This is a genomic window from Acinetobacter kyonggiensis (assembly GCF_900107285.1).
Lineage (GTDB): Bacteria > Pseudomonadota > Gammaproteobacteria > Pseudomonadales > Moraxellaceae > Acinetobacter > Acinetobacter kyonggiensis.
Genome location: NZ_FNPK01000029.1, coordinates 1 through 22,313, shown reverse-complemented (window position 1 = coordinate 22,313; position 22,313 = coordinate 1). Strand labels below are relative to the sequence as shown.

Annotated in this window: 35 protein-coding genes and 1 pseudogene; 31 read left to right on the top strand and 5 right to left on the bottom strand. The window is 41.9% G+C overall.

From position 1 onward, the window contains the following. Positions 1-9 precede the first annotated feature (9 nt). The 4 genes from BLV99_RS15765 to BLV99_RS15750 form a co-directional block, all read right to left on the bottom strand. Positions 10-453 (bottom strand): RrF2 family transcriptional regulator, encoded by a 444-nt coding sequence (locus BLV99_RS15765; RefSeq protein ID WP_092692395.1) that lies wholly within the window; start codon positions 451-453, stop codon positions 10-12. Positions 454-540: 87 nt separating this feature from the next. Continuing rightward, positions 541-1,749, bottom strand: coding sequence for an NO-inducible flavohemoprotein (gene hmpA, locus BLV99_RS15760; RefSeq protein ID WP_092692393.1), 1,209 nt, complete (start codon positions 1,747-1,749; stop codon positions 541-543). Between the two features lie 151 nt (positions 1,750-1,900). Further along, positions 1,901-3,484: a helicase HerA-like domain-containing protein gene (locus BLV99_RS15755; RefSeq protein WP_092692390.1), complete on the bottom strand. Its 1,584-nt coding sequence runs from the start codon at positions 3,482-3,484 to the stop codon at positions 1,901-1,903. A 35-nt stretch (positions 3,485-3,519) separates the two neighbouring features. Next, positions 3,520-4,722 carry a PLP-dependent transferase gene (locus tag BLV99_RS15750; RefSeq protein ID WP_092692387.1) on the bottom strand — a complete coding sequence of 401 codons (1,203 nt, stop codon included), beginning with the start codon at positions 4,720-4,722 and terminating at the stop codon, positions 3,520-3,522. A 158-nt stretch (positions 4,723-4,880) separates the two neighbouring features. Here BLV99_RS15750 and BLV99_RS15745 point away from each other — a divergent pair, with 158 nt between their 5' ends. The 31 genes and pseudogenes from BLV99_RS15745 to BLV99_RS15595 all read left to right on the top strand — a co-directional run bounded on the left by BLV99_RS15745 (position 4,881) and on the right by BLV99_RS15595 (position 22,069). Then, positions 4,881-5,618: a type 1 glutamine amidotransferase gene (locus BLV99_RS15745; protein WP_092692383.1), complete on the top strand. Its 738-nt coding sequence runs from the start codon at positions 4,881-4,883 to the stop codon at positions 5,616-5,618. A 258-nt stretch (positions 5,619-5,876) separates the two neighbouring features. Next, entirely contained in the window at positions 5,877-6,188 is a 312-nt protein-coding gene (gene rpsJ, locus BLV99_RS15740) for a 30S ribosomal protein S10 (RefSeq protein ID WP_000070912.1), read from the top strand. Between the two features lie 60 nt (positions 6,189-6,248). Beyond that, positions 6,249-6,887, top strand: a complete 639-nt coding sequence (gene rplC, locus BLV99_RS15735) for a 50S ribosomal protein L3 (protein ID WP_086184236.1) — start codon at positions 6,249-6,251, stop codon at positions 6,885-6,887. An 11-nt stretch (positions 6,888-6,898) separates the two neighbouring features. Beyond that, the gene (gene rplD, locus BLV99_RS15730; RefSeq protein ID WP_086164637.1) at positions 6,899-7,501 is read left to right on the top strand and encodes a 50S ribosomal protein L4; all 603 of its coding nucleotides are present in this window, start codon (positions 6,899-6,901) and stop codon (positions 7,499-7,501) included. Continuing rightward, entirely contained in the window at positions 7,498-7,818 is a 321-nt protein-coding gene (rplW, locus tag BLV99_RS15725) for a 50S ribosomal protein L23 (protein ID WP_004650487.1), read from the top strand. The genes rplD and rplW overlap by 4 nt, the downstream gene beginning before the upstream one ends. A gap of 11 nt (positions 7,819-7,829) precedes the next feature. After that, positions 7,830-8,654 (top strand): 50S ribosomal protein L2, encoded by an 825-nt coding sequence (gene rplB / locus BLV99_RS15720; protein ID WP_086184235.1) that lies wholly within the window; start codon positions 7,830-7,832, stop codon positions 8,652-8,654. Positions 8,655-8,667: 13 nt separating this feature from the next. Continuing rightward, positions 8,668-8,943 carry a 30S ribosomal protein S19 gene (rpsS, locus tag BLV99_RS15715; RefSeq protein ID WP_004281508.1) on the top strand — a complete coding sequence of 92 codons (276 nt, stop codon included), beginning with the start codon at positions 8,668-8,670 and terminating at the stop codon, positions 8,941-8,943. 9 nt (positions 8,944-8,952) lie between these two features. Continuing rightward, a complete protein-coding gene (gene rplV / locus BLV99_RS15710) occupies positions 8,953-9,282 on the top strand; it encodes a 50S ribosomal protein L22 (RefSeq protein ID WP_004650485.1) in 330 nt (109 codons plus the stop codon). Between the two features lies 1 nt (position 9,283). After that, positions 9,284-10,100: pseudogene (gene rpsC, locus BLV99_RS15705) on the top strand (30S ribosomal protein S3). Next, positions 10,040-10,453 carry a 50S ribosomal protein L16 gene (gene rplP / locus BLV99_RS15700; RefSeq protein ID WP_004650483.1) on the top strand — a complete coding sequence of 138 codons (414 nt, stop codon included), beginning with the start codon at positions 10,040-10,042 and terminating at the stop codon, positions 10,451-10,453. Before rpsC ends, rplP begins: the two are co-directional and overlap by 61 nt. Further along, positions 10,453-10,650, top strand: a complete 198-nt coding sequence (gene rpmC / locus BLV99_RS15695) for a 50S ribosomal protein L29 (RefSeq protein ID WP_004650482.1) — start codon at positions 10,453-10,455, stop codon at positions 10,648-10,650. Before rplP ends, rpmC begins: the two co-directional genes overlap by 1 nt. Further along, a complete protein-coding gene (gene rpsQ / locus BLV99_RS15690; RefSeq protein ID WP_004650481.1) occupies positions 10,647-10,904 on the top strand; it encodes a 30S ribosomal protein S17 in 258 nt (85 codons plus the stop codon). Before rpmC ends, rpsQ begins: the two co-directional genes overlap by 4 nt. Positions 10,905-10,996: 92 nt before the next feature. Further along, positions 10,997-11,365: a 50S ribosomal protein L14 gene (rplN, locus tag BLV99_RS15685; protein WP_004650480.1), complete on the top strand. Its 369-nt coding sequence runs from the start codon at positions 10,997-10,999 to the stop codon at positions 11,363-11,365. Positions 11,366-11,374: 9 nt separating this feature from the next. Beyond that, entirely contained in the window at positions 11,375-11,692 is a 318-nt protein-coding gene (gene rplX, locus BLV99_RS15680; RefSeq protein ID WP_004650478.1) for a 50S ribosomal protein L24, read from the top strand. A 16-nt stretch (positions 11,693-11,708) separates the two neighbouring features. Further along, entirely contained in the window at positions 11,709-12,245 is a 537-nt protein-coding gene (gene rplE / locus BLV99_RS15675) for a 50S ribosomal protein L5 (RefSeq protein ID WP_004650477.1), read from the top strand. Positions 12,246-12,254: 9 nt separating this feature from the next. Next, positions 12,255-12,560, top strand: a complete 306-nt coding sequence (rpsN, locus tag BLV99_RS15670; protein ID WP_086164635.1) for a 30S ribosomal protein S14 — start codon at positions 12,255-12,257, stop codon at positions 12,558-12,560. A 13-nt stretch (positions 12,561-12,573) separates the two neighbouring features. Beyond that, complete coding sequence (gene rpsH / locus BLV99_RS15665; RefSeq protein ID WP_004650475.1) at positions 12,574-12,969, top strand: 30S ribosomal protein S8; 396 nt, start codon at positions 12,574-12,576, stop codon at positions 12,967-12,969. 13 nt (positions 12,970-12,982) lie between these two features. Beyond that, entirely contained in the window at positions 12,983-13,516 is a 534-nt protein-coding gene (rplF, locus tag BLV99_RS15660) for a 50S ribosomal protein L6 (RefSeq protein ID WP_004650474.1), read from the top strand. Positions 13,517-13,530: 14 nt separating this feature from the next. Next, positions 13,531-13,881, top strand: a complete 351-nt coding sequence (rplR, locus tag BLV99_RS15655; protein WP_086184234.1) for a 50S ribosomal protein L18 — start codon at positions 13,531-13,533, stop codon at positions 13,879-13,881. A 2-nt stretch (positions 13,882-13,883) separates the two neighbouring features. Continuing rightward, positions 13,884-14,381, top strand: coding sequence for a 30S ribosomal protein S5 (gene rpsE / locus BLV99_RS15650; protein ID WP_086164633.1), 498 nt, complete (start codon positions 13,884-13,886; stop codon positions 14,379-14,381). A 6-nt stretch (positions 14,382-14,387) separates the two neighbouring features. After that, complete coding sequence (gene rpmD / locus BLV99_RS15645; RefSeq protein ID WP_034682838.1) at positions 14,388-14,564, top strand: 50S ribosomal protein L30; 177 nt, start codon at positions 14,388-14,390, stop codon at positions 14,562-14,564. A 3-nt stretch (positions 14,565-14,567) separates the two neighbouring features. Beyond that, positions 14,568-15,008, top strand: coding sequence for a 50S ribosomal protein L15 (gene rplO / locus BLV99_RS15640; RefSeq protein WP_004650469.1), 441 nt, complete (start codon positions 14,568-14,570; stop codon positions 15,006-15,008). Positions 15,009-15,053: 45 nt separating this feature from the next. Then, complete coding sequence (gene secY / locus BLV99_RS15635; RefSeq protein WP_171065344.1) at positions 15,054-16,373, top strand: preprotein translocase subunit SecY; 1,320 nt, start codon at positions 15,054-15,056, stop codon at positions 16,371-16,373. 19 nt (positions 16,374-16,392) lie between these two features. Beyond that, entirely contained in the window at positions 16,393-16,509 is a 117-nt protein-coding gene (rpmJ, locus tag BLV99_RS15630) for a 50S ribosomal protein L36 (protein WP_000867907.1), read from the top strand. 106 nt (positions 16,510-16,615) lie between these two features. Further along, entirely contained in the window at positions 16,616-16,972 is a 357-nt protein-coding gene (gene rpsM, locus BLV99_RS15625) for a 30S ribosomal protein S13 (protein ID WP_004650467.1), read from the top strand. Between the two features lie 19 nt (positions 16,973-16,991). After that, positions 16,992-17,378, top strand: coding sequence for a 30S ribosomal protein S11 (rpsK, locus tag BLV99_RS15620; RefSeq protein ID WP_004281491.1), 387 nt, complete (start codon positions 16,992-16,994; stop codon positions 17,376-17,378). 12 nt (positions 17,379-17,390) lie between these two features. Next, on the top strand, positions 17,391-18,014 hold the full coding sequence (gene rpsD, locus BLV99_RS15615; protein ID WP_086184232.1) for a 30S ribosomal protein S4: 624 nt from the start codon (positions 17,391-17,393) through the stop codon (positions 18,012-18,014). 17 nt (positions 18,015-18,031) lie between these two features. Beyond that, a complete protein-coding gene (locus BLV99_RS15610) occupies positions 18,032-19,039 on the top strand; it encodes a DNA-directed RNA polymerase subunit alpha (RefSeq protein ID WP_004650465.1) in 1,008 nt (335 codons plus the stop codon). Positions 19,040-19,057: 18 nt separating this feature from the next. Next, positions 19,058-19,423: a 50S ribosomal protein L17 gene (gene rplQ, locus BLV99_RS15605; RefSeq protein ID WP_004650463.1), complete on the top strand. Its 366-nt coding sequence runs from the start codon at positions 19,058-19,060 to the stop codon at positions 19,421-19,423. A gap of 195 nt (positions 19,424-19,618) precedes the next feature. Continuing rightward, positions 19,619-21,109, top strand: coding sequence for a flavin-containing monooxygenase (locus BLV99_RS15600; protein WP_092692380.1), 1,491 nt, complete (start codon positions 19,619-19,621; stop codon positions 21,107-21,109). 171 nt (positions 21,110-21,280) lie between these two features. Next, positions 21,281-22,069 (top strand): alpha/beta fold hydrolase, encoded by a 789-nt coding sequence (locus BLV99_RS15595; RefSeq protein ID WP_092692378.1) that lies wholly within the window; start codon positions 21,281-21,283, stop codon positions 22,067-22,069. Between the two features lie 100 nt (positions 22,070-22,169). Here the strand turns inward: BLV99_RS15595 and BLV99_RS15590 are convergent. Then, positions 22,170-22,313, bottom strand: a 144-nt coding sequence (locus BLV99_RS15590) for an integrase core domain-containing protein (protein ID WP_139243551.1), incomplete at its 5' end; no start/stop codon positions are given.

Sequence of the window (22,313 nt, the reverse complement as noted above, 5' to 3'; positions counted from 1 at the left end):
CGTGGCGATTTAAAGATTAATCAGTGAAATAGGCGATGAAGTTGCAACTTTGCTGGCGTTGCTTTGATCAAGAACATCGACTAAACGGTATTGATCCAAAGATTGATAAAACTGTTCAAGTGCTTGATCTAAAATACCTTTAAGGCCACAGTTATGACGGAGTACGCAAGGCGGGGTATTGCATTCTACAATCTGGTTATTGCCTTGTAAGATCCGAACAATGTATCCCAAATTTAAATTTAAAGTTTCTGCATTTAAACGAATACCGCCACCTTTACCACGTGTGGTGATGATCCAATCTTGTTTTCCCATGAAATGGACAATTTTAACCAAATGATTTTGCGAGACGCGTAAATCCCGCGCAATTTCTGCAATGGTATAAGGGGCATCTTGGGGTTGTGAGATATACATTAAAATACGCAGAGCATAATCAGTAAATTTATTTAGCTGCATGATAATACGGGTGTTTAAGGCAAAAAATCAGGGTTAGTCTAGCATAACAAGACTAACCCTCTCTTTATTTAATGTTAGCGGAGCGGATTAGTGATGAACACCACCTGTGCCAAACGCTTCACTGTGAATGTTTTCAGCAGGAATGCCGCGAGCGACCAAAGCTTTTTGTTGCTCTGCCATAAATGGCATTGGACCACACAAGTAGTAATCTGCTTTTACAGGAAGTAAAGCCGCATCCATTGTCGCTAAGTCCAAACGTCCAGCAACATCATAGTCTTCACCTAAGACATCGGCTTGATGGGGTGATTCATAGGCAGTAAATGTGCTTAGGCGAGGATATTTTGCTTGTAACTCATGGATATGTTTTTTCATGGCATGCACGTGGCTGCTACGACAGGCGTGGATAAAACTCACAGGTTGTGGCATATCCAAAGTGACCAATTGATTTAGCATAGCAATCATTGGAGTTAAGCCAACACCACCACTGATAAAGATATTGCGTTTCGTTGGGTCGATGAGATAGAAGTTACCTGTTGGTGCAGAGACTTCAATTTCTGAACCTTCAGCCAAGCCATGTAGCGTATTTGAAACCCAACCGCTTGCTAAATCACCTTTTTCATCTTCACGTTTTACTGAAATACGTAAATAGTCTGCTTGTGGACTGGTTGATAAAGTGTATTGGCGCGGTTGTTTTAGACCGAGTTCCTCAACAAAGACACGAACCGAGATGTATTGTCCTGCTTCATATTTTGGTAATTCACCACCATCTACAGGTGCGAGGTAGAACGAGGTGATTTCTTCACTTTCCACCACTTTTTTGGCAATTTTAAAATTGCGCCAGCCTAACCAGCTGCCTTTGGTTTGTTGATGTTGTTCATAAATCGCTTTTTCAGTGCTAATGAAAAGATCCGCCAATTGACCATAAGCAGCCGCCCAAGCACCAATTAATGGATCTTCCATTGGAATGCTGAGCACTTCACTAATCGAATGTAATAAATTTTCACCGACAATATTATAGTCTGGTGATTGAATATTCAGACTCACATGCTTATGAGCAATCAATTCAACCACAGGTAAAAGGACTGAAGGGTCTTCAATGTTTTCAGCATACGCCAAAACTGCACCTGCTAAGGCTTGTGCTTGTGCGCCACTGCGTTGATGCCCCATATTAAAGGTTTCTTTGAGCTCAGGATTATTGCCCAACATACGGTTATAAAAATAACCAGTTAGGGCTACACCGTTTTCACGAAGTACAGGGACAGTTGCTTTTACAAGGTCAATTTGCTGCGGAGTCATGGCAGATCTCTCATGGCTGTTATTTATAAGATGTATTTAAAATACATTTTATAAAGTGCCTTGTAAATACATCTTTTTAAAAAACCATAAAAAAATTATGGAATATCTAAATATCCCATAATTTTAAAAATCTTGATAGGGGAAATGATCGCTATTTTCTGCCAAAAAGAGAGCCGAGTAGACCGCGGACAATTTTTTGTCCTGTACTGCCACCTAAGCTGCGTGCAGCACTTTTTGCAAAGGTGTCGACAATGTCTTGGGTGAGTTTTTCACGTTGTTTTGATGCACGATCAGTTTCTTTTTCTTGCTCACGTGCAATGCGCTCCTGCTCGCGTGTTTGCTGTTTTGCAAAAGCCTCTTGTTCTTTGGCTTGCTGCTTAGCTATAGCTTCTTGTTCTTTGGCTTGTTGTTTTGCTGTTTCTTCTGCAATGGCCTGTTGTTGACGTTGTGTGATTTTCTGTTGCAACATCTCAAAAGCACTTTCACGGTCGACCTGTTGCTCATAAATGCCTGCAACAATGCTTTGCTTCATTAGTATTTTTCGTTCATCTAGACTAATTGGGGTAAATGATGAATAGGGTGGCATCACCCAGCCACGTTCAACAATCTGTGGAATGCCTTGCTCATCCAAGCAGCTAATTAAGGCTTCACCTACTCCAAGTTCGGTAATGGCTTGATCGACTTTAAATTCAGGATTGGATCGAAAGGTATCTGCGGCAGTTTTGACAGCTTTTTGGTCTTTGGGGGTAAATGCACGTAAGGCATGTTGAATACGGTTGCCGAGTTGTCCTAAAACGCTTTCAGGTAAGTCGAGCGGATTTTGCGTCACGAAGTAAATCCCGACCCCTTTAGAGCGAATTAGACGCACCACTTGTTCAATTTTTTCTTGCAGCGCGGTGCTGGCATTATCGAACAATAAATGGGCTTCATCGAAAAAGAACACCAATTTGGGTTTGTCCAGATCACCGACTTCGGGTAACTGTTCAAATAATTCTGAAAGCATCCAAAGTAGGAATGTGGCATACAATTTGGGCGTGTTCATCAGCTTATCTGCGGCTAATACATTGATATAACCAAGGCCTTGGCTATCAGTTTGAATGAAATCTAAAATATTTAAACTGGGTTCACCAAAAAATTGATCACCGCCTTGGTCTGCAAGCGCCAATAAATTACGTTGTATGGCACCCAGACTGGCAGGAGAAAGGTTGCCATATTCAGCTTGAAACTCGGTTGCATGTTCGGAAACATAGCTAATGATTGATTTTAAATCCTTAAAATCAATCAGCAATAAGCCTTGATCATCGGCAATACGAAACACTGCGGAAAGTACACCCTCTTGCGTGTCATTCAGATTGAGCATACGTGCTAATAAGAGTGGGCCAATTTCCGAAACCGTGGTGCGAATCGGATGACCTTGTTCGGCAAATAAATCCCAAAACACGACAGGTGAAGCGGCAAAAGGAATCGTATCAATATTTAAAACTTTCAGACGTGCATCAAATTTAGGGCCACTTGCTCCCGCCTGAGCAAGGCTAGACACATCACCTTTGGCATCGGCTAGAAATACGGGTACACCCATTCGGGAAAAATTTTCTGCAAGGACTTTGAGCGTGACTGTTTTACCCGTGCCCGTTGCTCCAGCGATTAAACCGTGACGGTTGGCAAACTGTGAATGTAAAACAATCTCTTGTTCTGTGTCTGAGGTTTTTTTTGCAATAACGATTGCTGTGCCCATACGGTTTATTCCTATTTTATTTTCTTGTGTTTAGGTTATTCGAGTTGTTGCGTATTCAATTGTTTTAGCGCATTTTCTATATCTTGAATTAAATCTTCAGGATGTTCTAGCCCTATACAAAAACGAACCAATAATCCTTGTTGTAAATGTGTATGTTGTAGTTCACGCATCTCTTTTAAGTTGTACAGCATGACTAAACTAACAGGGCCACCCCAGCTAAAGCCGAGTTTAAAGAGATTCAAGCTGTCGCAAAATTTTCGAATGGCAGTTAAATCATATTTAGTTTTAAAAATTACACTGACTAAGCCTGCGCTATGCCCCTCTTGACACACTTCCTTCCAGTAGCGATGCCCAGAAGAAGATGCATCGGCAGGATGCAGGACTTGTGCAAATTCGTCTTGTTGTTTTAGCCAATCAAGGAGTTTTAAAGTGCTTTGTGATTGATGTTCATAACGAAGTCGCATAGACGCTAAGCTGCGCTGAACTTGTGCAGCATCATCCCCTGAAATGGCAATGCCTTGAATAGCATGCATACGGAATAGTTGGTGATGCAGCTTTTGATCACGTGTCACCACGGAACCCATTAAAATATCACCACCACCGCTAGGGTATTTGGTCAGCGCATGGACAGTAATATCGACACTTAAATGTTCATCACCAAAATCAAAGGCATTAAAGGCAAGACCCGCGCCCCAAGTATTATCTAGCGCAGTCAAAACATTGGCTTGTTTGGCTTTGTTGACCAAAGCGACCAAGTCTGGGAATTCTAAAGTCACTGAACCTGCTGCCTCTGACCAAATCAATTTGGCTTGCGCTGAGGGTTGGAAACTATCAACTTCTATCGGATTGTAAATTTTCACGTGGATGCCATAACGTGTTTCTAGATTGCGCAAATGTTCCATATTTGGACCATAGATGTTATCTGCAACCCAGACCTCGTCTCCCTGTGCTAAAAAGCAGGCATTCACGAGGTTGATGGCAGACAAACCGCTGGGTGCCAGTAAACAAAAATTTCCACCTTCAATCTGCGCGATGTTGTCGCCTAAGGTAAAGGTTGTGGGTGTGCCATGCGTACCATAACTATAGTCATAAGCATCACTCCAGTGGCGATTAAACAGTGCATCTGTGTTTGGGAAAATAATGGTCGATGCACGAAACAGGGGAGGTTGGATGGTCGAAATGTATTGAGGGGCTTGTCGTGGTGCATGAATCAATGCAGTTTGTGGATTATTTTTCAAAGTTCTGCTCTAAGTCGTATCAAAATGAGCTTTAGCTTAAGAGAAACAGACCCATTAGGCTATATAAATGCCCCAATGTATAAAAAGGGCTACATTTTTAAAAGTTGGCTTCATTTTTGCTAAACCTCTATTAGAGCAACAACAATAGGTTTGGGCGGATGAAGTCGCATTTGAAAGTACATTATTTTCAGCATATTGCTGGTGAAGGGTTCGGTAGTTGTCATCAATTTTTAAAACAGCACTATGCTAAAATTAGTGCAACGGAATTTTTTGCGTTACCTGTCGATCGTTCCTTGGAAATAGAAGCCTTACCTCAGGTAGAAGATGTTGATTTACTCATCATTATGGGAGGGGAAATGAGCGTAAATGATGAAGTTAATTTCCCTTGGTTGAAAATAGAAAAACGCTGGTTACGACGATACTTGTCTATGGGGAAACCCGCGATAGGTTTATGTTTAGGCGGGCAGTTGATCGCCAACGCCCTAGGTGCTGCTGTGAGTCGAAGCGAAAAACAGGAATTGGGCTGGACGGCGGTGCGTAAAGTGAATTATGTGCCTGCGGAATGTTTTGAATTACCAGCAGAATTTAATGTGATGCAATGGCATAGTGAAACTTTTGAAATTCCAAAAGGTGCGATTCATTTGGCGGAAAATGATGTGTGTCGAAACCAAATGTACCAAATTGGCAAAAATGTCTTGGGTTTTCAGTTTCACCCTGAAATTACGCCAGAGACATTAAACTTGTTTTTAGAAAATGAGGAGGAGTTAGATCACTTTTCTGGTCAGCATGTACAAACGCAACAACAACTCAAAAAGACATCAAAAAATAATTTTATTGATGGAAATCAAATATTAAACCAAGCAATAGAGTACGTTTTGCAAAAAACGGCATACTGATCTATTTTTAAACAATGTTGCAAATTTGTGATTTGAAAAAGATAGGATAAAGTTGAAAAGAGATTTGCTTAAGCGTTAAACAATCGCTATAATGGGCGACCCTTTAATAAAAGGGGTTAACTACGAATAAAGTAGTTAATATCGTGACAGTCGTGGCATCGATCATGACCTTAGTGATTTTCACTGCCTTTGACACTTACCACTAGGTGAGATGCGTCAGAGGTGATTCTTTATATATTTGGCTTGGAGTTTACTGGTATGTCTAACCAGAGAATCCGTATCCGTTTGAAGTCTTTTGATCATCGTCTGATTGATCAATCTGCTCAAGAGATCGTAGAAACAGCAAAACGTACTGGCGCACAAGTTTGTGGTCCAATTCCGATGCCTACACGCATCGAACGTTTTAACGTTCTAACTTCTCCGCACGTTAATAAAGACGCGCGTGATCAGTATGAAATCCGCACTTACAAGCGTTTGATCGATATCGTTCAACCAACAGACAAAACTGTTGATGCATTGATGAAATTAGATCTTGCAGCTGGTGTTGATGTTCAGATCGCATTGGGTTAAGGCTTTCGGGTTAATTGACATTTTAGGTTAATTAAGCCGCTTTTTTAGAGGTTTATGCACATGACTATTGGTTTAGTCGGTCGCAAGTGCGGTATGACACGTATCTTTACAGATGCTGGTGTTTCTGTACCTGTTACGGTGATTGAGGTTGATCCTAACCGCATCACTCAAATCAAAACGCTTGAAACTGATGGTTATCAAGCAATTCAAATCACTACTGGTGAACGTCGCGAATCTCGTGTGACTAACGCTCAGAAAGGTCACTTCGCTAAAGCGGGTGTTGCTGCTGGTCGTTTGGTTAAAGAATTCCGCGTTACAGAAGCTGATCTTGAAGGTCGTGAAGTTGGTGGTATTGTTGGTGTGGACTTGTTTGCAGTTGGTCAAGTAGTTGATGTAACTGGTCAGTCTAAAGGTAAAGGTTTCCAAGGTGGTGTTAAGCGTTGGAACTTCCGTACCCAAGATGCTACACACGGTAACTCACTTTCTCACCGTTCTTTAGGTTCTACTGGTCAAAACCAGACTCCTGGACGCGTGTTCAAAGGCAAGAAAATGGCTGGTCACTTAGGTGATGAACGCGTAACAGTACAAGGTCTTGAAGTTGTATCTATCGATTTTGAACGTTCAGTTCTTGTTGTTAAAGGTGCGATTCCTGGTGCTACTGGCGGCGACGTTATCGTTCGTCCTACGATCAAGGCCTGAGGGGAAATATTGTGAATTTAAATACTGTTTCCGGCTCTGCTGTTGAATTGTCTGAAGTTGCTTTCGGACGTGAGTTTAATGAAGCTCTTGTACACCAAGTTGTTACAGCTTATTTAGCTGGTGGTCGTCAAGGTTCTAAAGCTCAAAAATCACGTGGCGACGTATCTGGCGGTGGTAAAAAACCTTTCCGTCAAAAAGGTACTGGCCGTGCGCGTGCTGGTTCTATTCGTAGCCCAATCTGGGTTGGTGGTGGTAAGACTTTTGCTGCTCGTCCACAAGATTGGTCTCAAAAAGTTAACCGTAAAATGTACCGCGGTGCTATGCAATGCATCTTAGCTGAACTTGTTCGTCAAGATCGCCTAATATTGGTTGAAGAGTTTGCAGTTGCTGCTCCTAAAACTAAAGAATTGCTTGCTAAACTTAACGACTTAAATGCAGTTCGCGCATTAATCGTTACGGATTCTGTAGATGAAAATCTATATCTTGCTGCACGTAACCTTCCGCATGTAGATGTGGTTGATGCTGCTGCAATTGATCCTGTTAGCTTGATTGCGTTCGACAAAGTTGTTATGTCTGTAGCTGCTGCTAAGAAAATTGAGGTAGAACTCGGATGAACAACGAACGTATCTATCAAGTCCTACAAGGACCTGTATTCTCAGAAAAAGCTCAAGCTTTAGGTGAGGCTGCTGGTGTTCAAGTTTTTAAAGTTGCACTTGGTGCAAACAAGCTTGAAATCAAAAAAGCAGTTGAACAACTCTTTGGTGTGGAAGTTGTTAAAGTTAACACGACCATCACTAAAGGTAAGACTAAACGCTTTGGTAAAACATTAGGACGTCGTTCTGATGTTAAAAAAGCATACGTCACCCTGAAAGCTGGCCAAGATGTTGAAATGGCTGACTTGGGCGATACCGCTGAAAGCGCAGCGGAATAAGGACGAAATTTATGCCTATTCAAAAATGTAAGCCAACGTCTCCAGGACGTCGCTTTGTAGAGAAAGTCGTTCACGACCATCTTCATAAAGGCGCACCGTACTCACCGTTGGTTGAAGCTAAAAAACGTACTGGTGGTCGTAATAATAACGGTCACATTACAACTCGTCACGTTGGTGGTGGTCATAAACAAAACTACCGTCTTGTTGACTTCAAACGTAATAAAGATAGCATTCCAGCTACTGTAGAGCGTATTGAATACGATCCTAACCGTACTGCACACATTGCTTTAGTTTTGTATGCTGATGGTGAACGTCGCTATATTATTGCTCCTAAGGGCTTACGTGCTGGTGATAAAGTACAATCTGGTAACGATGCTCCAATTCGTCCAGGTAACTGCTTACCACTTCGTAACATGCCAATCGGTTCTACATTACACAACCTTGAACTTAAAATCGGTAAAGGCGCGCAATTAGCTCGTTCAGCTGGTACTTCTGTTCAGTTGTTGGGTCGTGATGGCTCTTACGCTATCGTTCGTCTACGTTCAGGCGAGATGCGTAAAATTCATGTTGAATGCCGTGCTGTGTTAGGTGAAGTATCTAACGCAGAAAGCAACCTTCGTTCATTGGGTAAAGCTGGTGCTTCGCGCTGGCGTGGTATTCGTCCTACCGTTCGTGGTATGGCGATGAACCCAGTAGATCACCCACATGGTGGTGGTGAAGGGCGTAATAAGGGTATTCAACCTGTAAGCCCATGGGGTCAAAAAGCTAAAGGGTACAAAACACGTACCAATAAGCGTACGACTAAGATGATTATTCGCGACCGTCGCGTCAAGTAAAGGAATCTGACTAATGCCTCGTTCTCTGAAAAAAGGTCCATTCGTCGATGCGCACTTGTTCGCTAAGGTTGAAGCGGCTATCGCGGCTAATAACCGTAAGCCGATCAAAACTTGGTCGCGTCGTTCGATGATTCTCCCAGATTTTGTTGGTTTAACAATTTCTGTTCATAATGGTCGTAACCATGTTCCGGTAATTGTATCAGAGCATATGGTTGGTCATAAACTCGGTGAATTCGCGCCAACTCGTACCTATCGTGGTCACGGTGTTGACAAGAAATCTAAACGTTAAGGTGCTATGATGGAAGTTACTGCTAAATTACGCGGTGCCGCTATCTCGGCACAAAAAGCTCGTTTGGTTGCAGACCTGATTCGTGGCAAATCTATTGCCCACGCTTTGAACATTTTAACCTTCAGCAACAAAAAAGCTGCTGTGTTAGTGAAAAAAGCTTTGGAATCTGCAATTGCAAACGCTGAACATAATAACAGTTTAGATGTAGACGACCTTAAAGTTTCTACGATTTACGTTGATGAAGGCACTAGCCTTAAACGTATTATGCCACGTGCTAAAGGCCGTGCAGATCGTATTACTAAGCGTACTTGTCACATCACCGTTAAGGTAGGGGTTTGATATGGGTCAGAAGGTTCATCCAATCGGTATCCGCCTAGGTGTTGTGAAACGTCATAACGCTAACTGGTATGCGAGTCCGAAACAATACGCTGAATATTTGCTTAAAGATCTTCAAGTTCGTGAGTTTTTAACTAAAAAACTTAAAAATGCGATGATCAGCAAAATTCTTATCGAACGTCCTACAGGCGCTGCTAAAATTACTATTAGCACTGCTCGTCCAGGTATCGTTATCGGTAAAAAAGGCGAAGACATTGAGAAATTACAACGCGAATTAACATCTATTATGGGTGTTCCTGCGCAAGTAAGTATCAACGAAATCGATCGCCCAGATTTAGACGCTCGTCTAGTTGCTGAAGCTATCGCTTCTCAATTAGAGAAACGTGTAATGTTCCGTCGTGCTATGAAGCGTGCGGTACAGAACTCGATGCGTGCTGGTGCTAAAGGTATCAAAGTTGAAGTTTCTGGTCGTCTTGGTGGTGCAGAGATTGCTCGTACTGAGTGGTATCGTGAAGGTCGTGTACCTTTGCATACACTTCGTGCAGATATCGACTACTCTACTATGCGTGCTGAAACGACTTACGGTACGATTGGCGTTAAAGTTTGGGTTTTCCGTGGCGAGATCTTAGGTGGCATGAAACAAGTCATGAACCCTGCTCCTGCTGAAGAACGTCCAGCTAAACGTGGTCGCGGTCGTGGTGAAGGTCAAGAGCGTCGTGGTCGTCGCAATGATCGTTCTGCTGAAAAAGGAGAATAATCCATGTTGCAACCTAAACGTACTAAATTCCGTAAAGTGCAGAAAGGCCGTAACACTGGTCTAGCGCATCGCGGTAGCACTGTATCTTTTGGTACTATTGCACTTAAATCTATCGAGCGTGGTCAAATGACTGCTCGTCAAATTGAAGCTGCGCGTCGTACAATTAGCCGTCGTGTAAAACGTGGTGGTAAGATCTTTATCCGTGTTTTCCCAGACAAACCAATTACTGAAAAACCATTAGAAGTTCGTATGGGTAAAGGTAAAGGTTCTGTGGAATACTGGGTTTGTCAAATCAAACCAGGTAAGATCTTGTACGAAATGGATGGTGTAAGCGAAGAATTAGCGCGTGAAGCATTTACGCTTGCTGCTGCGAAGCTTCCGTTTAAAACCACTATCGTGACTCGGACGGTAATGTAATGAAAACTAAAGATCTACGTGAAAAATCGGTAGAAGAGTTGACAGCTTTGCTTGATGAGCAACAGCTTAACCAATTCCGTCTTCGTATGGCTAAAGCAACTGGTCAGTTGGGTAAATCGCATGAAGTTGCGCTTACTCGTAAGACTATTGCTCGTATTAAGACACTCCTTACCGAAAAACAGGGGAACGGACAATGAGTGAACAAACAGTTCGCACGTTAACCGGCAAAGTCGTAAGCGACAAAATGGACAAGTCTATTGTTGTGCTTATTGAACGCCGAGTTCAACACCCGTTGTATGGCAAATCAATCCGCCGTTCAACTAAATTACACGCTCATGATGAGAACAATGTTGCTAAAACTGGCGACGTAGTGACCATTAAAGAAAGCCGCCCAATTTCTAAAACTAAAGCTTGGGCTTTAGTGGAAGTTATTGAAGCTGCTGCTGAGTAATTAGACGTTCTTGTTGCATCATCGGTTAATTTCGAGTACTCTTTGAGCCTTTCGAAATTGTGACCGGTGATGCTCGGTTTTGGAGTAGGGCAATGATTCAAACCGAAAGTATGCTCGACGTAGCAGACAACAGTGGTGCTCGCCGTGTACAATGTATTAAAGTACTAGGTGGTTCACACCGTCGTTATGCTTCTGTTGGCGACATTATTAAAGTTACTGTAAAAGAAGCTATTCCTCGTGGCCGTGTTAAAAAAGGCGACGTGATGAATGCTGTAGTTGTACGTACAAAATTTGGTGTGCGTCGTCCGGATGGTTCTATCATTCGTTTTGATGACAATGCTGCTGTAATTTTGAACAACAACAAAGCGCCGATTGCAACTCGTATTTTCGGACCAGTGACTCGTGAACTTCGTACTGAACAGTTCATGAAAATCATTTCATTGGCTCCTGAAGTTCTATAAGAGGCACTCATGGCTAAGATTAAAAAAGGCGATCAAATTATTGTGATCGCAGGTAAAGAAAAAGGCAAACAGGGAACTGTTTTGTCTGTTTCAAATGACCGCGTTAAGGTTGAAGGCCTTAACTTGGTGAAGAAGCATCAAAAGCCGAACCGAGCTACTGGCGCTGAAGGCAGCATCGTAACTCAAGAAGCTACGCTTCATATCTCAAACGTGGCAATTTTTAATGCTACAACCCAAAAGGCTGACCGTGTTGGTTACCAAGTGACTGAAGGCGTGAAAACTCGCGTATTCAAATCAACTGGTGAATCAGTGGCGGTAGCGAAGTAATAGGTTGATATAGGCCATGGCCAGACTTAAAACACGTTACAACGAAGAACTTAAAGCTCAATTATTAGAACAATTGGGCGTTAAGAATGTGATGGAAATTCCTCGCATTACTAAAATCACCATTAATATGGGTGTTGGTGCAGCTTCAGCTGACAAGAAATTGTTAGACGGTGCATTATCAGACATGCAAGCGATTGCTGGTCAAAAACCCGTTCTTACATTAGCACGTAAATCAATCGCGGGTTTTAAAATCCGTGATGGTTGGCCAATTGGTTGTAAAGTTACTTTACGCGGCGAACGTATGTACGAATTCTTAGACCGTTTGATCTCTATTGCGATCCCTCGTATTCGTGACTTCCGCGGTTTTTCTGCGAAATCATTTGATGGTCGTGGTAACTATTCGATGGGTCTCAAGGAACAAATCATGTTCCCTGAAATCGATTTCGATAAGATTGATCGTATTCGTGGTATGGATATTACCGTTACTACGACTGCTCGCACCGATGACGAAGGCCGTGCGCTTATGCGTGCATTCGGCTTCCCGTTCAAATAAGAGGTCGATATGGCTAAGAAAGGTATGATTAATCGCGAATTGAAACGCGAAGCTACTGTTGCTAAATTTGCTGCAAAGCGTGCTGAATTAAAAGCAATCATTGCAAATGTAAATGCAAGCGAAGAAGAACGTTTCGAAGCGATGATGAAATTTCAAGCATTACCACGTAATGCGTCTCCAGTACGTCTTCGTAACCGTTGCGGTTTAACTGGTCGTCCTCATGGTTACTTCCGTAAGTTTGGCTTAAGCCGTAACAAATTACGTGAAACAGTAATGCAAGGTGATGTACCGGGCGTTGTTAAGGCAAGCTGGTAAGGAGCGACTATAAATGAGTATGCAAGATACCGTTGCCGACATGTTAACCCGTGTTCGTAACGCACAAATGGCAAAGAAACAAACTGTTTCTATGCCTAACTCTAAGTTGAAGGTTGCTATTGCTAACGTTCTTCAATCTGAAGGTTACATTTCAAACGTAGAAGTTGCAGATGCTGAAGGCAAACCAACTTTAACTATTACGTTGAAATATTTTGAAGGCAAACCAGTTATCGAAACTGTGAAACGCGTAAGCCGTCCAGGTCTACGTCAGTATCGCGGTAAAGATGCACTTCCTAGCGTTAAGCAAGGTTTAGGTATTGCAATTGTTTCTACAAGCAAAGGCATCATGACTGATCGCGCTGCACGTGCTGCGGGCATCGGTGGTGAAGTTATTGCTTTTGTTTCTTAATAGGTGATTCCTCATGTCTCGTGTGGCTAAAGCCCCAGTAACTGTACCTAACGGTGTGACAGTTACTCAGAACGGCCGGCAGGTCGAAGTGAAAGGCACAAAAGGTACTTTGTCTTTCAACCTGCATGCGCTGGTCGAGCTTAAACAGGAAGAAGGTAATCTTCAAGTTGCTCCAGTTAAAGAGTCGAAAGACGCTTGGATGCAAGCTGGTACTGCTCGCGCTGTTCTTAACAACCTTGTAAAGGGTGTTAGTGAAGGCTTCGAACGTAAGTTACAATTAATCGGTGTTGGTTATAAAGCTGCGGTTAAAGGTGATGTTGTTCACCTTAACCTTGGTTATTCACACCCTATCGATTATAAACTTCCTGAAGGTGTAACTGCTGAAACTCCAACTGCTACTGAAATCATTTTGAAATCAGCAAGCAAACATATGTTGGGTCAAGTAGCTGCAGATATCCGTTCATATCGTGAACCTGAACCTTATAAAGGTAAAGGTGTTCGTTATTCGGATGAAGTTGTTCTTCGTAAAGAAGCTAAGAAGAAATAAGGCGCGAGGTTCTTATGAACGAAAAGAAACAATCCCGTTTGCGTCGTGCGAAAAGCACACGCTTGCACATTCGTGCATTGGGTGCGACTCGCTTGTGTGTAAACCGCACTCCGCGTCACATCTATGCGCAAGTTATTTCAGCAGATGGTGGCAAAGTTTTAGCGCAAGCTTCAACTTTAGATGCTACTTTACGTGCTGGCACAACTGGCAACGTTGAAGCAGCTCAAAAAGTAGGTGCTTTAATCGCAGAACGTGCTAAAGCAGCTGGTGTATCAAAAGTTGCATTTGACCGTTCTGGTTTTAAATATCATGGTCGTATCAAAGCCTTGGCTGATGCTGCTCGTGAAAACGGCTTGGAGTTCTAATCATGGCTAAAGTTGAACAAAACGAAGGTCTTGTTGAAAAGCTGGTTGCCGTTGATCGTGTAGCCAAAGTTGTTAAGGGTGGTCGTATCTTCTCTTTCACAGCATTAACTGTTGTGGGTGATGGTAATGGTCGCGTAGGTTTTGGTCGTGGTAAAGCACGTGAAGTTCCAGCTGCTATTTCTAAAGCACTTGAAGCTGCACGTCGCAACATGATTACTGTTGATCTTGTTAACGGTACTGTACAACATCCTATTAATGCTCGTCACGGTGCAAGCCGCGTTTACATGCAACCTGCTTCTGAAGGTACTGGTGTAATTGCTGGTGGTGCTATGCGTGCAGTTCTAGAGGCTGTTGGCGTACATAACGTATTGACAAAATGCTATGGTTCTACAAATGCTGCTAACGTAGTTAACGCAACTTTCAAAGGTTTGCGTGATATGACTTCTCCTGAGAAAGTCGCTGCGAAACGTGGTCTTACTGTTGAACAAATTCAAGGGTAATCAATCATGAAAACGATTAAAGTTACCCAGACTAAATCTTCATCGCATCGCTTGAAAAATCACAAGCTTAGCCTTCAAGGTTTAGGTCTGCGTCGTATTGGTCATACTGTAGAAGTGCAAGATACGCCTTCTAACCGCGGTATGATCAACCAAGTCTACTATATGGTTAGTGTAGAGGAATAAGCCATGACTCTGCGTTTAAATACTATTGCACCTGCAGAAGGTGCTAAGCGTGACAACCTTCGTCTAGGCCGTGGTATCGGTTCTGGCGTTGGTAAGACCGGTGGCCGTGGTGTCAAAGGTCAGAATTCACGTAAGAGCGGTGGTACACGTCCAGGATTTGAAGGTGGTCAAACTGCGTTATATCGTCGTTTGCCTAAATTCGGTTTTACTAGCCAACTCGCTTTAAAAACTGCTGAAGTACGTTTATCTGAGCTTGCTAAAGTTGAAGGTGATATTATTTCACTTGAAACTTTAAAAGCAGCGAATGTTGTACGTAGAGATATGACTCGTGCTCGTATCGTACTTTCTGGTGATATTACTCGTGCATTCACTATTCAAGGTGTTGCATTGACTAAAGGCGCTAAAGCTGCTGTTGAAGCTGCTGGCGGCAAAGTCGAGGAGTAATCGCTAGTGTCTATGTCTCCTAGTTCTTCAGGTCATGTGAACATGATGAAAGGTCAACCGTTTCATGTGAAATATCGTGAAATTATTCGCCGAATGATGTTTCTTATCGGTGCATTGATGGTCTTTCGACTAGGAGCACATATTCCAGTACCAGGCATTAATAGTGCTGCACTTGAAAATCTTTTTAATGCAAACCAAGGTACGATCCTTGGTTTGTTTAACATGTTTTCAGGTGGTGCATTAGAGCGGATGTCAATTCTTGCTTTAGGGATCATGCCATACATTTCTGCCTCAATTATTGTGCAGTTAATGTCTACGGTTGTTCCTTCGCTGGAAGCTTTGAAAAAAGAAGGCGAACAAGGTAAGCGTAAGATTAATCAATATACGCGACAGGGAACACTGTTTCTTGCGCTTGTGCAGTCTGTAGGAATGTGTGCTGGGCTGATTAGTCAGGGTATTACCTTGACAGAAGGTTTGGCTTTTTATATCCCTGCTGTGACTTCGCTGGTTGCAGGTACAATGTTCTTAATGTGGTTAGGTGAGCAAATTACTGAACGCGGAGTAGGGAATGGTATATCCATGATCATCTTTGCAGGTATTGTTGCAGGATTGCCAAATTTAATTATGCAATCTTTCTCATCAGTAGATAATGGTCAAACAAGCCTGATTGGCTTAGTTGTTTTTGGTCTGTTGTCTATCGGTGTTTTAGCAGCTATTGTGTTTATTGAAAAAGCACAACGTCGTATACCAGTCAATTACGCTCAAAAACAACAAGGTCGTCGTGTGTTTACTGCACAGCAGACACATTTGCCATTAAAAATTAATATGGCAGGTGTTATCCCAGCAATTTTTGCAAGTTCATTGCTTTTGTTCCCTGCGAGCTTAGGGCAATGGGTGGGTAGTGCTGATCCTAGTGCAAATATTATCAAACGTAGCCTACAAGATTTGGCACTCGTATTGTCGCCTGGACAGCCGTTGTATTTGGTGCTCTTTGGTGCGTTAATTATCTTTTTCTGTTACTTCTATACGGCGCTAGTGTTTAGCCCGAAAGAAGTTTCAGAGAACTTGAAACGCAGCGGAGCTTATGTGCCTGGTATTCGTCCAGGTGAGCAAACTGCTCGTTACTTAGATCATATTCTCAATCGTTTGACCTTTATTGGCGCGATTTATATCACAGTGATTTGTTTAATGCCGATGGTATTACAGAGCTCATTTGGTATTCCATTCTCTTTGGGTGGTACCTCTTTGCTCATCGTTGTGGTGGTCGTGATGGACTTTATGGCTCAGCTTCAAGCACATCTCACCTCGCACCAGTATGATAATCAAACGTTAATGAGAAAAACGACTGCTCATCCTAAGGGATAAGCGCACTTGAGGTTTCATCATGAAAGTACAAGCTTCTGTAAAAAAAATTTGTGGTAGCTGTAAAGTTATCCGTCGTAATGGGGTTATCCGCGTGATTTGTAGCGCTGAACCTCGTCATAAGCAGCGTCAAGGTTAATCTAATCAAGACCTGTTGATTTCAGTAGGTGAATTGGGTTAATATCCGCCCCTCAAGGTTTTTGTCGGGCGGTTGATTATCTCTACTGCCTTTTTGGAGAAAGTGAATGGCTCGTATTGCCGGTGTAAACATTCCGGATAACAAGCATGCTGTTATCTCCCTCACGTATATCTTTGGTATCGGTCGCCATACTGCTAAGAACATCTTAGCTGCTGTTGGTATCGCTACGACTACTAAGATCCGTGAATTGGATGATGCTCAACTTGATGCGATTCGTGCAGAAATTACTAAGGTTCCGACCGAAGGTGATTTACGTCGCGAAATTTCCATGAACATTAAACGTTTAATGGATTTAGGCTGCTATCGTGGTCTTCGTCATCGTCGCAGCTTGCCTGTCCGTGGACAACGCACCAAAACTAACGCACGTACCCGTAAAGGTCCGCGCAAACCTATTAAGAAATAAGATTTCTGGAAGCTAAAAGATGGCTAAAGATACTCGCGCACGCAAGAAGGTCACCCGTACCGTCTCTGAAGGTGTTGCACACATTCACGCTTCTTTTAATAACACCATTGTGACTATTACCGATCGTCAAGGTAATGCACTGGCTTGGGCTACCTCTGGTGGACAAGGCTTCCGTGGATCACGTAAATCAACTCCGTTTGCTGCTCAGGTAGCTGCTGAAGTTGCTGGTAAAGCTGCTTTAGACTACGGTTTGAAAAACTTGGACGTCCTTGTAAAAGGTCCTGGTCCTGGTCGTGAATCTGCGGTTCGTGCTTTAGGTGCAGTGGGTTATAAAATTAACAGCATTACCGATGTGACGCCAATCCCGCACAACGGTTGCCGTCCACCTAAAAAACGTCGCGTCTAAGGAGAAACATTCATGGCTCGTTATATTGGTCCAAAATGCAAACTCTCTCGCCGCGAAGGGACAGACCTGCAACTTAAATCAGGCGTTAAACCGTTTGACGTTAAGACTAAAAAACATGCTAAAGCTCCTGGCCAACATGGTCAGAGCCGTGCAAAACAATCTGAGTACTCACTACAATTACGTGAAAAACAAAAAGTACGTCGTATGTACGGTGTGTTAGAACGTCAATTTAGTAATTACTATAAAGAAGCTGCTCGTGTTAAAGGCGCAACAGGTGAAAACTTGTTGAAATTGCTTGAAAGCCGTCTTGATAACGTAGTTTATCGCATGGGTTTTGGTTCTACACGTGCAGAAGCTCGTCAGCTTGTATCTCACCGCAGCATTACTTTGAATGGTCGTCGTGTTAACATCGCGTCTATCCAAGTTAAAGCGGGTGATGTAATCGCAGTTCACGAAGGTGCTAAACAACAATTACGTATTAAAGGCGCAATTGAATTGGCTGCTCAACGTGGCATCCCTTCTTGGATGGAAATTGATCATTCTAAATTGGAAGGTACGTTTAAAGCTGCACCGGATCGTTCTGATTTACCTGCTGAAATCAACGAAAGCTTGATTGTAGAATTGTATTCTAAATAATCCTTGAGGTAGCAATAATGACGCGTACTGCAAATGAGTTTCTAACTCCGCAAGCGATTAAGGTCGAAGCGGCTAGCGGGACCTCGGCAAAAGTGATTCTAGAACCATTAGAGCGTGGCTTTGGTCATACTCTGGGTAATGCTTTACGTCGTATCCTTCTTTCTTCTTTACCTGGCGCTGCTGTGGTTGAAGTTGAAATTGAAGGGGTCGAGCATGAGTACAGTACCTTAGAAGGCTTGCAGCAGGACATCGTCGAGCTCTTGCTGAACCTAAAAGGATTGTCGATTAAGCTGTTCGATCAAAACGAAGCATATTTAACATTAGAAAAACAAGGTCCTGGCGATGTAACTGCTGCTGATCTTCGTTTACCTCATAATGTTGAAGTGGTAAACCCTGAGCATTTGATTGGCACTTTAAGTGCTTCAGGCTCATTAAAAATGCGCCTGAAAGTTTCTCAAGGCCGTGGTTATGAGACTTCTGACTCACGTTTCCCAGAAGGCGAAACTCGCCCAGTGGGTCGTTTACAGTTAGATGCTTCTTATAGCCCGATCAAACGTGTTTCTTACACCGTTGAAAATGCGCGTGTTGAACAACGTACTGACCTTGATAAATTGATCATTGATCTTGAAACCAACGGTACAGTTGATCCAGAAGAAGCAATCCGCAAAGCGGCAACAATCTTGCAACAACAAATTGCAATTTTTGTTGATCTTCAGAAAGATCAAGCTCCTGTTGCTCAAGAACCTCGCGAAGAAGTGGATCCAATCTTGCTTCGTCCAGTAGATGATCTAGAGCTTACTGTTCGTTCTGCTAACTGTTTGAAAGCAGAAAATATTTACTACATCGGTGACTTGGTTCAACGTACTGAAGTTGAGTTGTTAAAAACTCCTAACTTAGGTAAAAAATCGTTAACTGAAATCAAAGATGTTCTGGCTTCAAAAGGCTTACAACTCGGCATGCGTTTAGAAAACTGGCCACCAGCTAGTTTACGCATGGACGATCGTTTTGCCTATCGTAGCCGTTAATTAAGTAGGACTATCACCATGCGTCATCGTAATAGTGGTGTGAAATTAGGCCGTACAAGCAGTCATCGTAAAGCGATGTTCCAAAACATGGCTAACTCTTTGTTTGAGCACGAGTTGATTAAAACAACTGTGCCTAAAGCGAAAGAGTTACGTCGTGTAGCTGAGCCTTTAATCACTTTAGCTAAAAACGATACTGTTGCAAACCGTCGTTTAGCGTTTGCTCGTACTCGTTCAGCAGTAACTGTTGGTAAATTATTTACCGTTCTTGGCCCTCGTTACAAAGAACGTAATGGCGGTTATCTACGTGTTCTTAAAGCGGGCTTCCGTGCAGGTGATGCTGCGCCGATGGCTTACGTTGAGCTAGTAGATCGCGAAGTTAAATAATTTCGCCAGAAGAACTTCAGTTGTTCGAAAAAAGACCAGTGTTTCACTGGTCTTTTTTTATGTCTGCTTGTTCGACAATTTATCATTTTGTCCTGAAGTGATATGTTTTTTGTCCGAATTGTTTAAACTTGACATTGAGTATTGTCAGATTTGTGGTTTAATAAAATAAAGTTTAAATCAGGCTATAAAAACAACATGGAAAAGCATATTGATATTTTGATTGTTGGTGCAGGTATTTCAGGTATTGGGCTGGCTGTACATCTTTCGAAGCATTGCCCACAACGTCAATTTGATATTATCGAACGTCGTGAAAGTTTTGGTGGGACTTGGGATTTCTTTAAATATCCGGGTATTCGTTCTGATTCTGATATGTCAACTTTTGGCTTTAATTTTAAACCTTGGCAAAAGGCCAATGTTCTTGCCGATGGGGCTTCAATTAAAGGCTATCTTTCAGAAGTATTGGATGAATATAAATTAAAAGAGAAAATTCATTTTCAACATCGTGTACTGGCGGCAAATTATGATTCAACGCAAAAAAAATGGCGTGTTGAAATTGAAGATTCGAATCAGAAAAAACACACTTGGATTGCAAATTTTGTTCTAGGTTGTACTGGATATTATAACTATGATCAGGGTTTTCAACCGAATTTTCCAAATCAACAAGCATTTAAAGGGCAATTGATTCATCCGCAATTTTGGCCTGATCATTTAGAGTATGCGGGTAAAAAAGTGGTGATTATTGGTAGTGGTGCAACTGCGATTACTTTGGTTCCAGCTTTGGCGAAGGGCGGTGCAGAACATGTCACTATGCTGCAACGTTCACCGACCTATATTGCTTCAGTGCCATCTATTGATTTTATTTATGACAAGATGCGCAAAGTATTGCCCGAAGATCTCGCTTATAAACTCACTCGCGCTCGTAATATTGGTATGCAACGTGGCATTTATGCACTTGCACAGAAACAACCTAAGTTATTACGTAAATTGCTGCTGAAATCGATTGAAATGCAACTGAAGGGTAAAGTCGATATGAAACACTTTACTCCTGCATATAATCCATGGGATCAACGCCTTTGTGTGGTGCCAGATGGTGATTTATTTAAAATTTTACGCTCAGGTAAAGCCAGTATTGAAACAGATCAAATTGAGCAGTTTACTGCAAAGGGTATTCAGTTGAAATCTGGTCAACATCTGGATGCAGACATTATTGTCTCTGCGACAGGTTTAGAGATTCAAATTCTAGGAGGGATTAAAGCGACGATTGATGGTAAACCGATGGATACATCTAAGCATATGTTATATCAAGGAATTATGGTAAGTGATGTACCGAATATGGCGATGATCATTGGTTATATTAATGCCTCTTGGACGCTGAAAGTGGATATCGCTGCTGAATATATTTGTCGTATGATCAATTATATGGATAAAAATGGCTATGATGAAGTCATTGCTCAAGGTGATCAGACTGAATTGATGGAAGATACCGTGATGGGGAGTTTGTCTTCGGGGTATATTGCGCGTGCAGTGGATGTCATGCCAAAACAAGGTAAGCATGCACCGTGGAATGTAACCAATAATTATCTAGCCGATCGTAAAGTTTTAAAAAATGCGAGGTTTGATGATGGTGTGCTTAAATTTGAGAAACGTACACGACAAGATTCGCATAAACCGAAATTAGTATCGTAAAAATTATTTATTCTAAAAAGGGCTGCGGCTCTTTTTTTTGTTTTTAGCTTCTGCATTTAAATAATATAAAATTTTTGAAAAGTGGATGATAAGGTCAAAATAAAATGCTTTAGGCCTCATTTTAATATGGTAAAAATAAAGTATAGTTTATGAACAATAGTATTCAATGGTATGGAAATTAAAGAACAATATTTAGAGCTTGAACAAGGTCAAATATTTACTAAACAATGGAAATTTGACCGTATAGATGCTTGTCAGAAATCCCCCATTATTCTATTTCACGAGTCTTTAGGCTGTGTTGCCTTATGGAGAGATTTTCCAGAAAAGTTGGCTTTGCGAACTGGCCGTGATGTGATTGCTTATGATCGTTTAGGCTTTGGTCAATCTTCAATTCAATTAAAACCACTTGAGCTTGATTTCGTCACCGAAGAAGGGAAAAAGATACTTCCTCAGATATTCAGTCATTTAGCACTCAATGATTTTGTGGTGATGGGGCATAGTGTTGGCGGGGGAATGGCAACAATTTGTGCTGCTTTATATCCAGAACATTGCAAAGCGGTTATTACTGAATCTGCACAATCGGTGGTTGAGAAGATTACTTTAGAGGGTATACAGAAAGCTAAAATTTCTTTTAATGATGAAAAATTATTTAATCGCTTGGCTAAATACCATGCAGATAAAACGCAATGGGTGCTAGATGCTTGGACTGAAACATGGTTGTCACCTCAATTTGTAACATGGAACTTAGATTATTTTTTAAGTAAGGTGCAATGCCCACTTTTAGCAATACATGGGGAATTAGATGAATATGCAAGTATTGCTCAGCCAAAACGGTTTGTCGAATTAACTCAAGGTATAAATGAACTTTGTATGATTGAAGACTGTGGTCATTTTCCACATCAGCAAAAACCAAGTGAAGTTTTAGCCAGTATTGAAAAGTTTTTAAAAAATATAGAATAAAAAAATGAAATACAACAAACAAATAAAAATGGGACAATGAGAGGTGGTCCCACATGTTTGAACAACTAAAAGCTTATTTATAAGTGATACTCTGCTCTAGTTAAGCTACCTTATTTTGTTGTGGTAGCTGGTCATAGTAAAACTCATCTGGAGTCATTTTGTCCAGACTCGAATGAGGTCGTTTCAAATTATAAAATTCAAAATATGCGTTTAATTGCTTCTTCGCATCCAAAACATTGCTGTA

Bases quoted from the DNA above. Each gene is read 5' to 3' on its own strand.
- BLV99_RS15765 (WP_092692395.1), bottom strand. From the start codon at position 453: ATGCAGCTAAATAAATTTACTGATTATGCTCTGCGTATTTTAATGTAT.
- hmpA (WP_092692393.1), bottom strand. From the start codon at position 1,749: ATGACTCCGCAGCAAATTGACCTTGTAAAAGCAACTGTCCCTGTACTT.
- BLV99_RS15755 (WP_092692390.1), bottom strand. From the start codon at position 3,484: ATGGGCACAGCAATCGTTATTGCAAAAAAAACCTCAGACACAGAACAA.
- BLV99_RS15745 (WP_092692383.1), top strand. From the start codon at position 4,881: ATGAAGTCGCATTTGAAAGTACATTATTTTCAGCATATTGCTGGTGAA.
- rpsJ (WP_000070912.1), top strand. From the start codon at position 5,877: ATGTCTAACCAGAGAATCCGTATCCGTTTGAAGTCTTTTGATCATCGT.
- rplC (WP_086184236.1), top strand. From the start codon at position 6,249: ATGACTATTGGTTTAGTCGGTCGCAAGTGCGGTATGACACGTATCTTT.
- rplW (WP_004650487.1), top strand. From the start codon at position 7,498: ATGAACAACGAACGTATCTATCAAGTCCTACAAGGACCTGTATTCTCA.
- rplB (WP_086184235.1), top strand. From the start codon at position 7,830: ATGCCTATTCAAAAATGTAAGCCAACGTCTCCAGGACGTCGCTTTGTA.
- rpsS (WP_004281508.1), top strand. From the start codon at position 8,668: ATGCCTCGTTCTCTGAAAAAAGGTCCATTCGTCGATGCGCACTTGTTC.
- rplV (WP_004650485.1), top strand. From the start codon at position 8,953: ATGGAAGTTACTGCTAAATTACGCGGTGCCGCTATCTCGGCACAAAAA.
- rplP (WP_004650483.1), top strand. From the start codon at position 10,040: ATGTTGCAACCTAAACGTACTAAATTCCGTAAAGTGCAGAAAGGCCGT.
- rpmC (WP_004650482.1), top strand. From the start codon at position 10,453: ATGAAAACTAAAGATCTACGTGAAAAATCGGTAGAAGAGTTGACAGCT.
- rpsQ (WP_004650481.1), top strand. From the start codon at position 10,647: ATGAGTGAACAAACAGTTCGCACGTTAACCGGCAAAGTCGTAAGCGAC.
- rplN (WP_004650480.1), top strand. From the start codon at position 10,997: ATGATTCAAACCGAAAGTATGCTCGACGTAGCAGACAACAGTGGTGCT.
- rplX (WP_004650478.1), top strand. From the start codon at position 11,375: ATGGCTAAGATTAAAAAAGGCGATCAAATTATTGTGATCGCAGGTAAA.
- rplE (WP_004650477.1), top strand. From the start codon at position 11,709: ATGGCCAGACTTAAAACACGTTACAACGAAGAACTTAAAGCTCAATTA.
- rpsN (WP_086164635.1), top strand. From the start codon at position 12,255: ATGGCTAAGAAAGGTATGATTAATCGCGAATTGAAACGCGAAGCTACT.
- rpsH (WP_004650475.1), top strand. From the start codon at position 12,574: ATGAGTATGCAAGATACCGTTGCCGACATGTTAACCCGTGTTCGTAAC.
- rplF (WP_004650474.1), top strand. From the start codon at position 12,983: ATGTCTCGTGTGGCTAAAGCCCCAGTAACTGTACCTAACGGTGTGACA.
- rplR (WP_086184234.1), top strand. From the start codon at position 13,531: ATGAACGAAAAGAAACAATCCCGTTTGCGTCGTGCGAAAAGCACACGC.
- rpsE (WP_086164633.1), top strand. From the start codon at position 13,884: ATGGCTAAAGTTGAACAAAACGAAGGTCTTGTTGAAAAGCTGGTTGCC.
- rpmD (WP_034682838.1), top strand. From the start codon at position 14,388: ATGAAAACGATTAAAGTTACCCAGACTAAATCTTCATCGCATCGCTTG.
- rplO (WP_004650469.1), top strand. From the start codon at position 14,568: ATGACTCTGCGTTTAAATACTATTGCACCTGCAGAAGGTGCTAAGCGT.
- secY (WP_171065344.1), top strand. From the start codon at position 15,054: ATGAAAGGTCAACCGTTTCATGTGAAATATCGTGAAATTATTCGCCGA.
- rpmJ (WP_000867907.1), top strand. From the start codon at position 16,393: ATGAAAGTACAAGCTTCTGTAAAAAAAATTTGTGGTAGCTGTAAAGTT.
- rpsM (WP_004650467.1), top strand. From the start codon at position 16,616: ATGGCTCGTATTGCCGGTGTAAACATTCCGGATAACAAGCATGCTGTT.
- rpsK (WP_004281491.1), top strand. From the start codon at position 16,992: ATGGCTAAAGATACTCGCGCACGCAAGAAGGTCACCCGTACCGTCTCT.
- rpsD (WP_086184232.1), top strand. From the start codon at position 17,391: ATGGCTCGTTATATTGGTCCAAAATGCAAACTCTCTCGCCGCGAAGGG.
- BLV99_RS15610 (WP_004650465.1), top strand. From the start codon at position 18,032: ATGACGCGTACTGCAAATGAGTTTCTAACTCCGCAAGCGATTAAGGTC.
- rplQ (WP_004650463.1), top strand. From the start codon at position 19,058: ATGCGTCATCGTAATAGTGGTGTGAAATTAGGCCGTACAAGCAGTCAT.
- BLV99_RS15600 (WP_092692380.1), top strand. From the start codon at position 19,619: ATGGAAAAGCATATTGATATTTTGATTGTTGGTGCAGGTATTTCAGGT.
- BLV99_RS15595 (WP_092692378.1), top strand. From the start codon at position 21,281: ATGGAAATTAAAGAACAATATTTAGAGCTTGAACAAGGTCAAATATTT.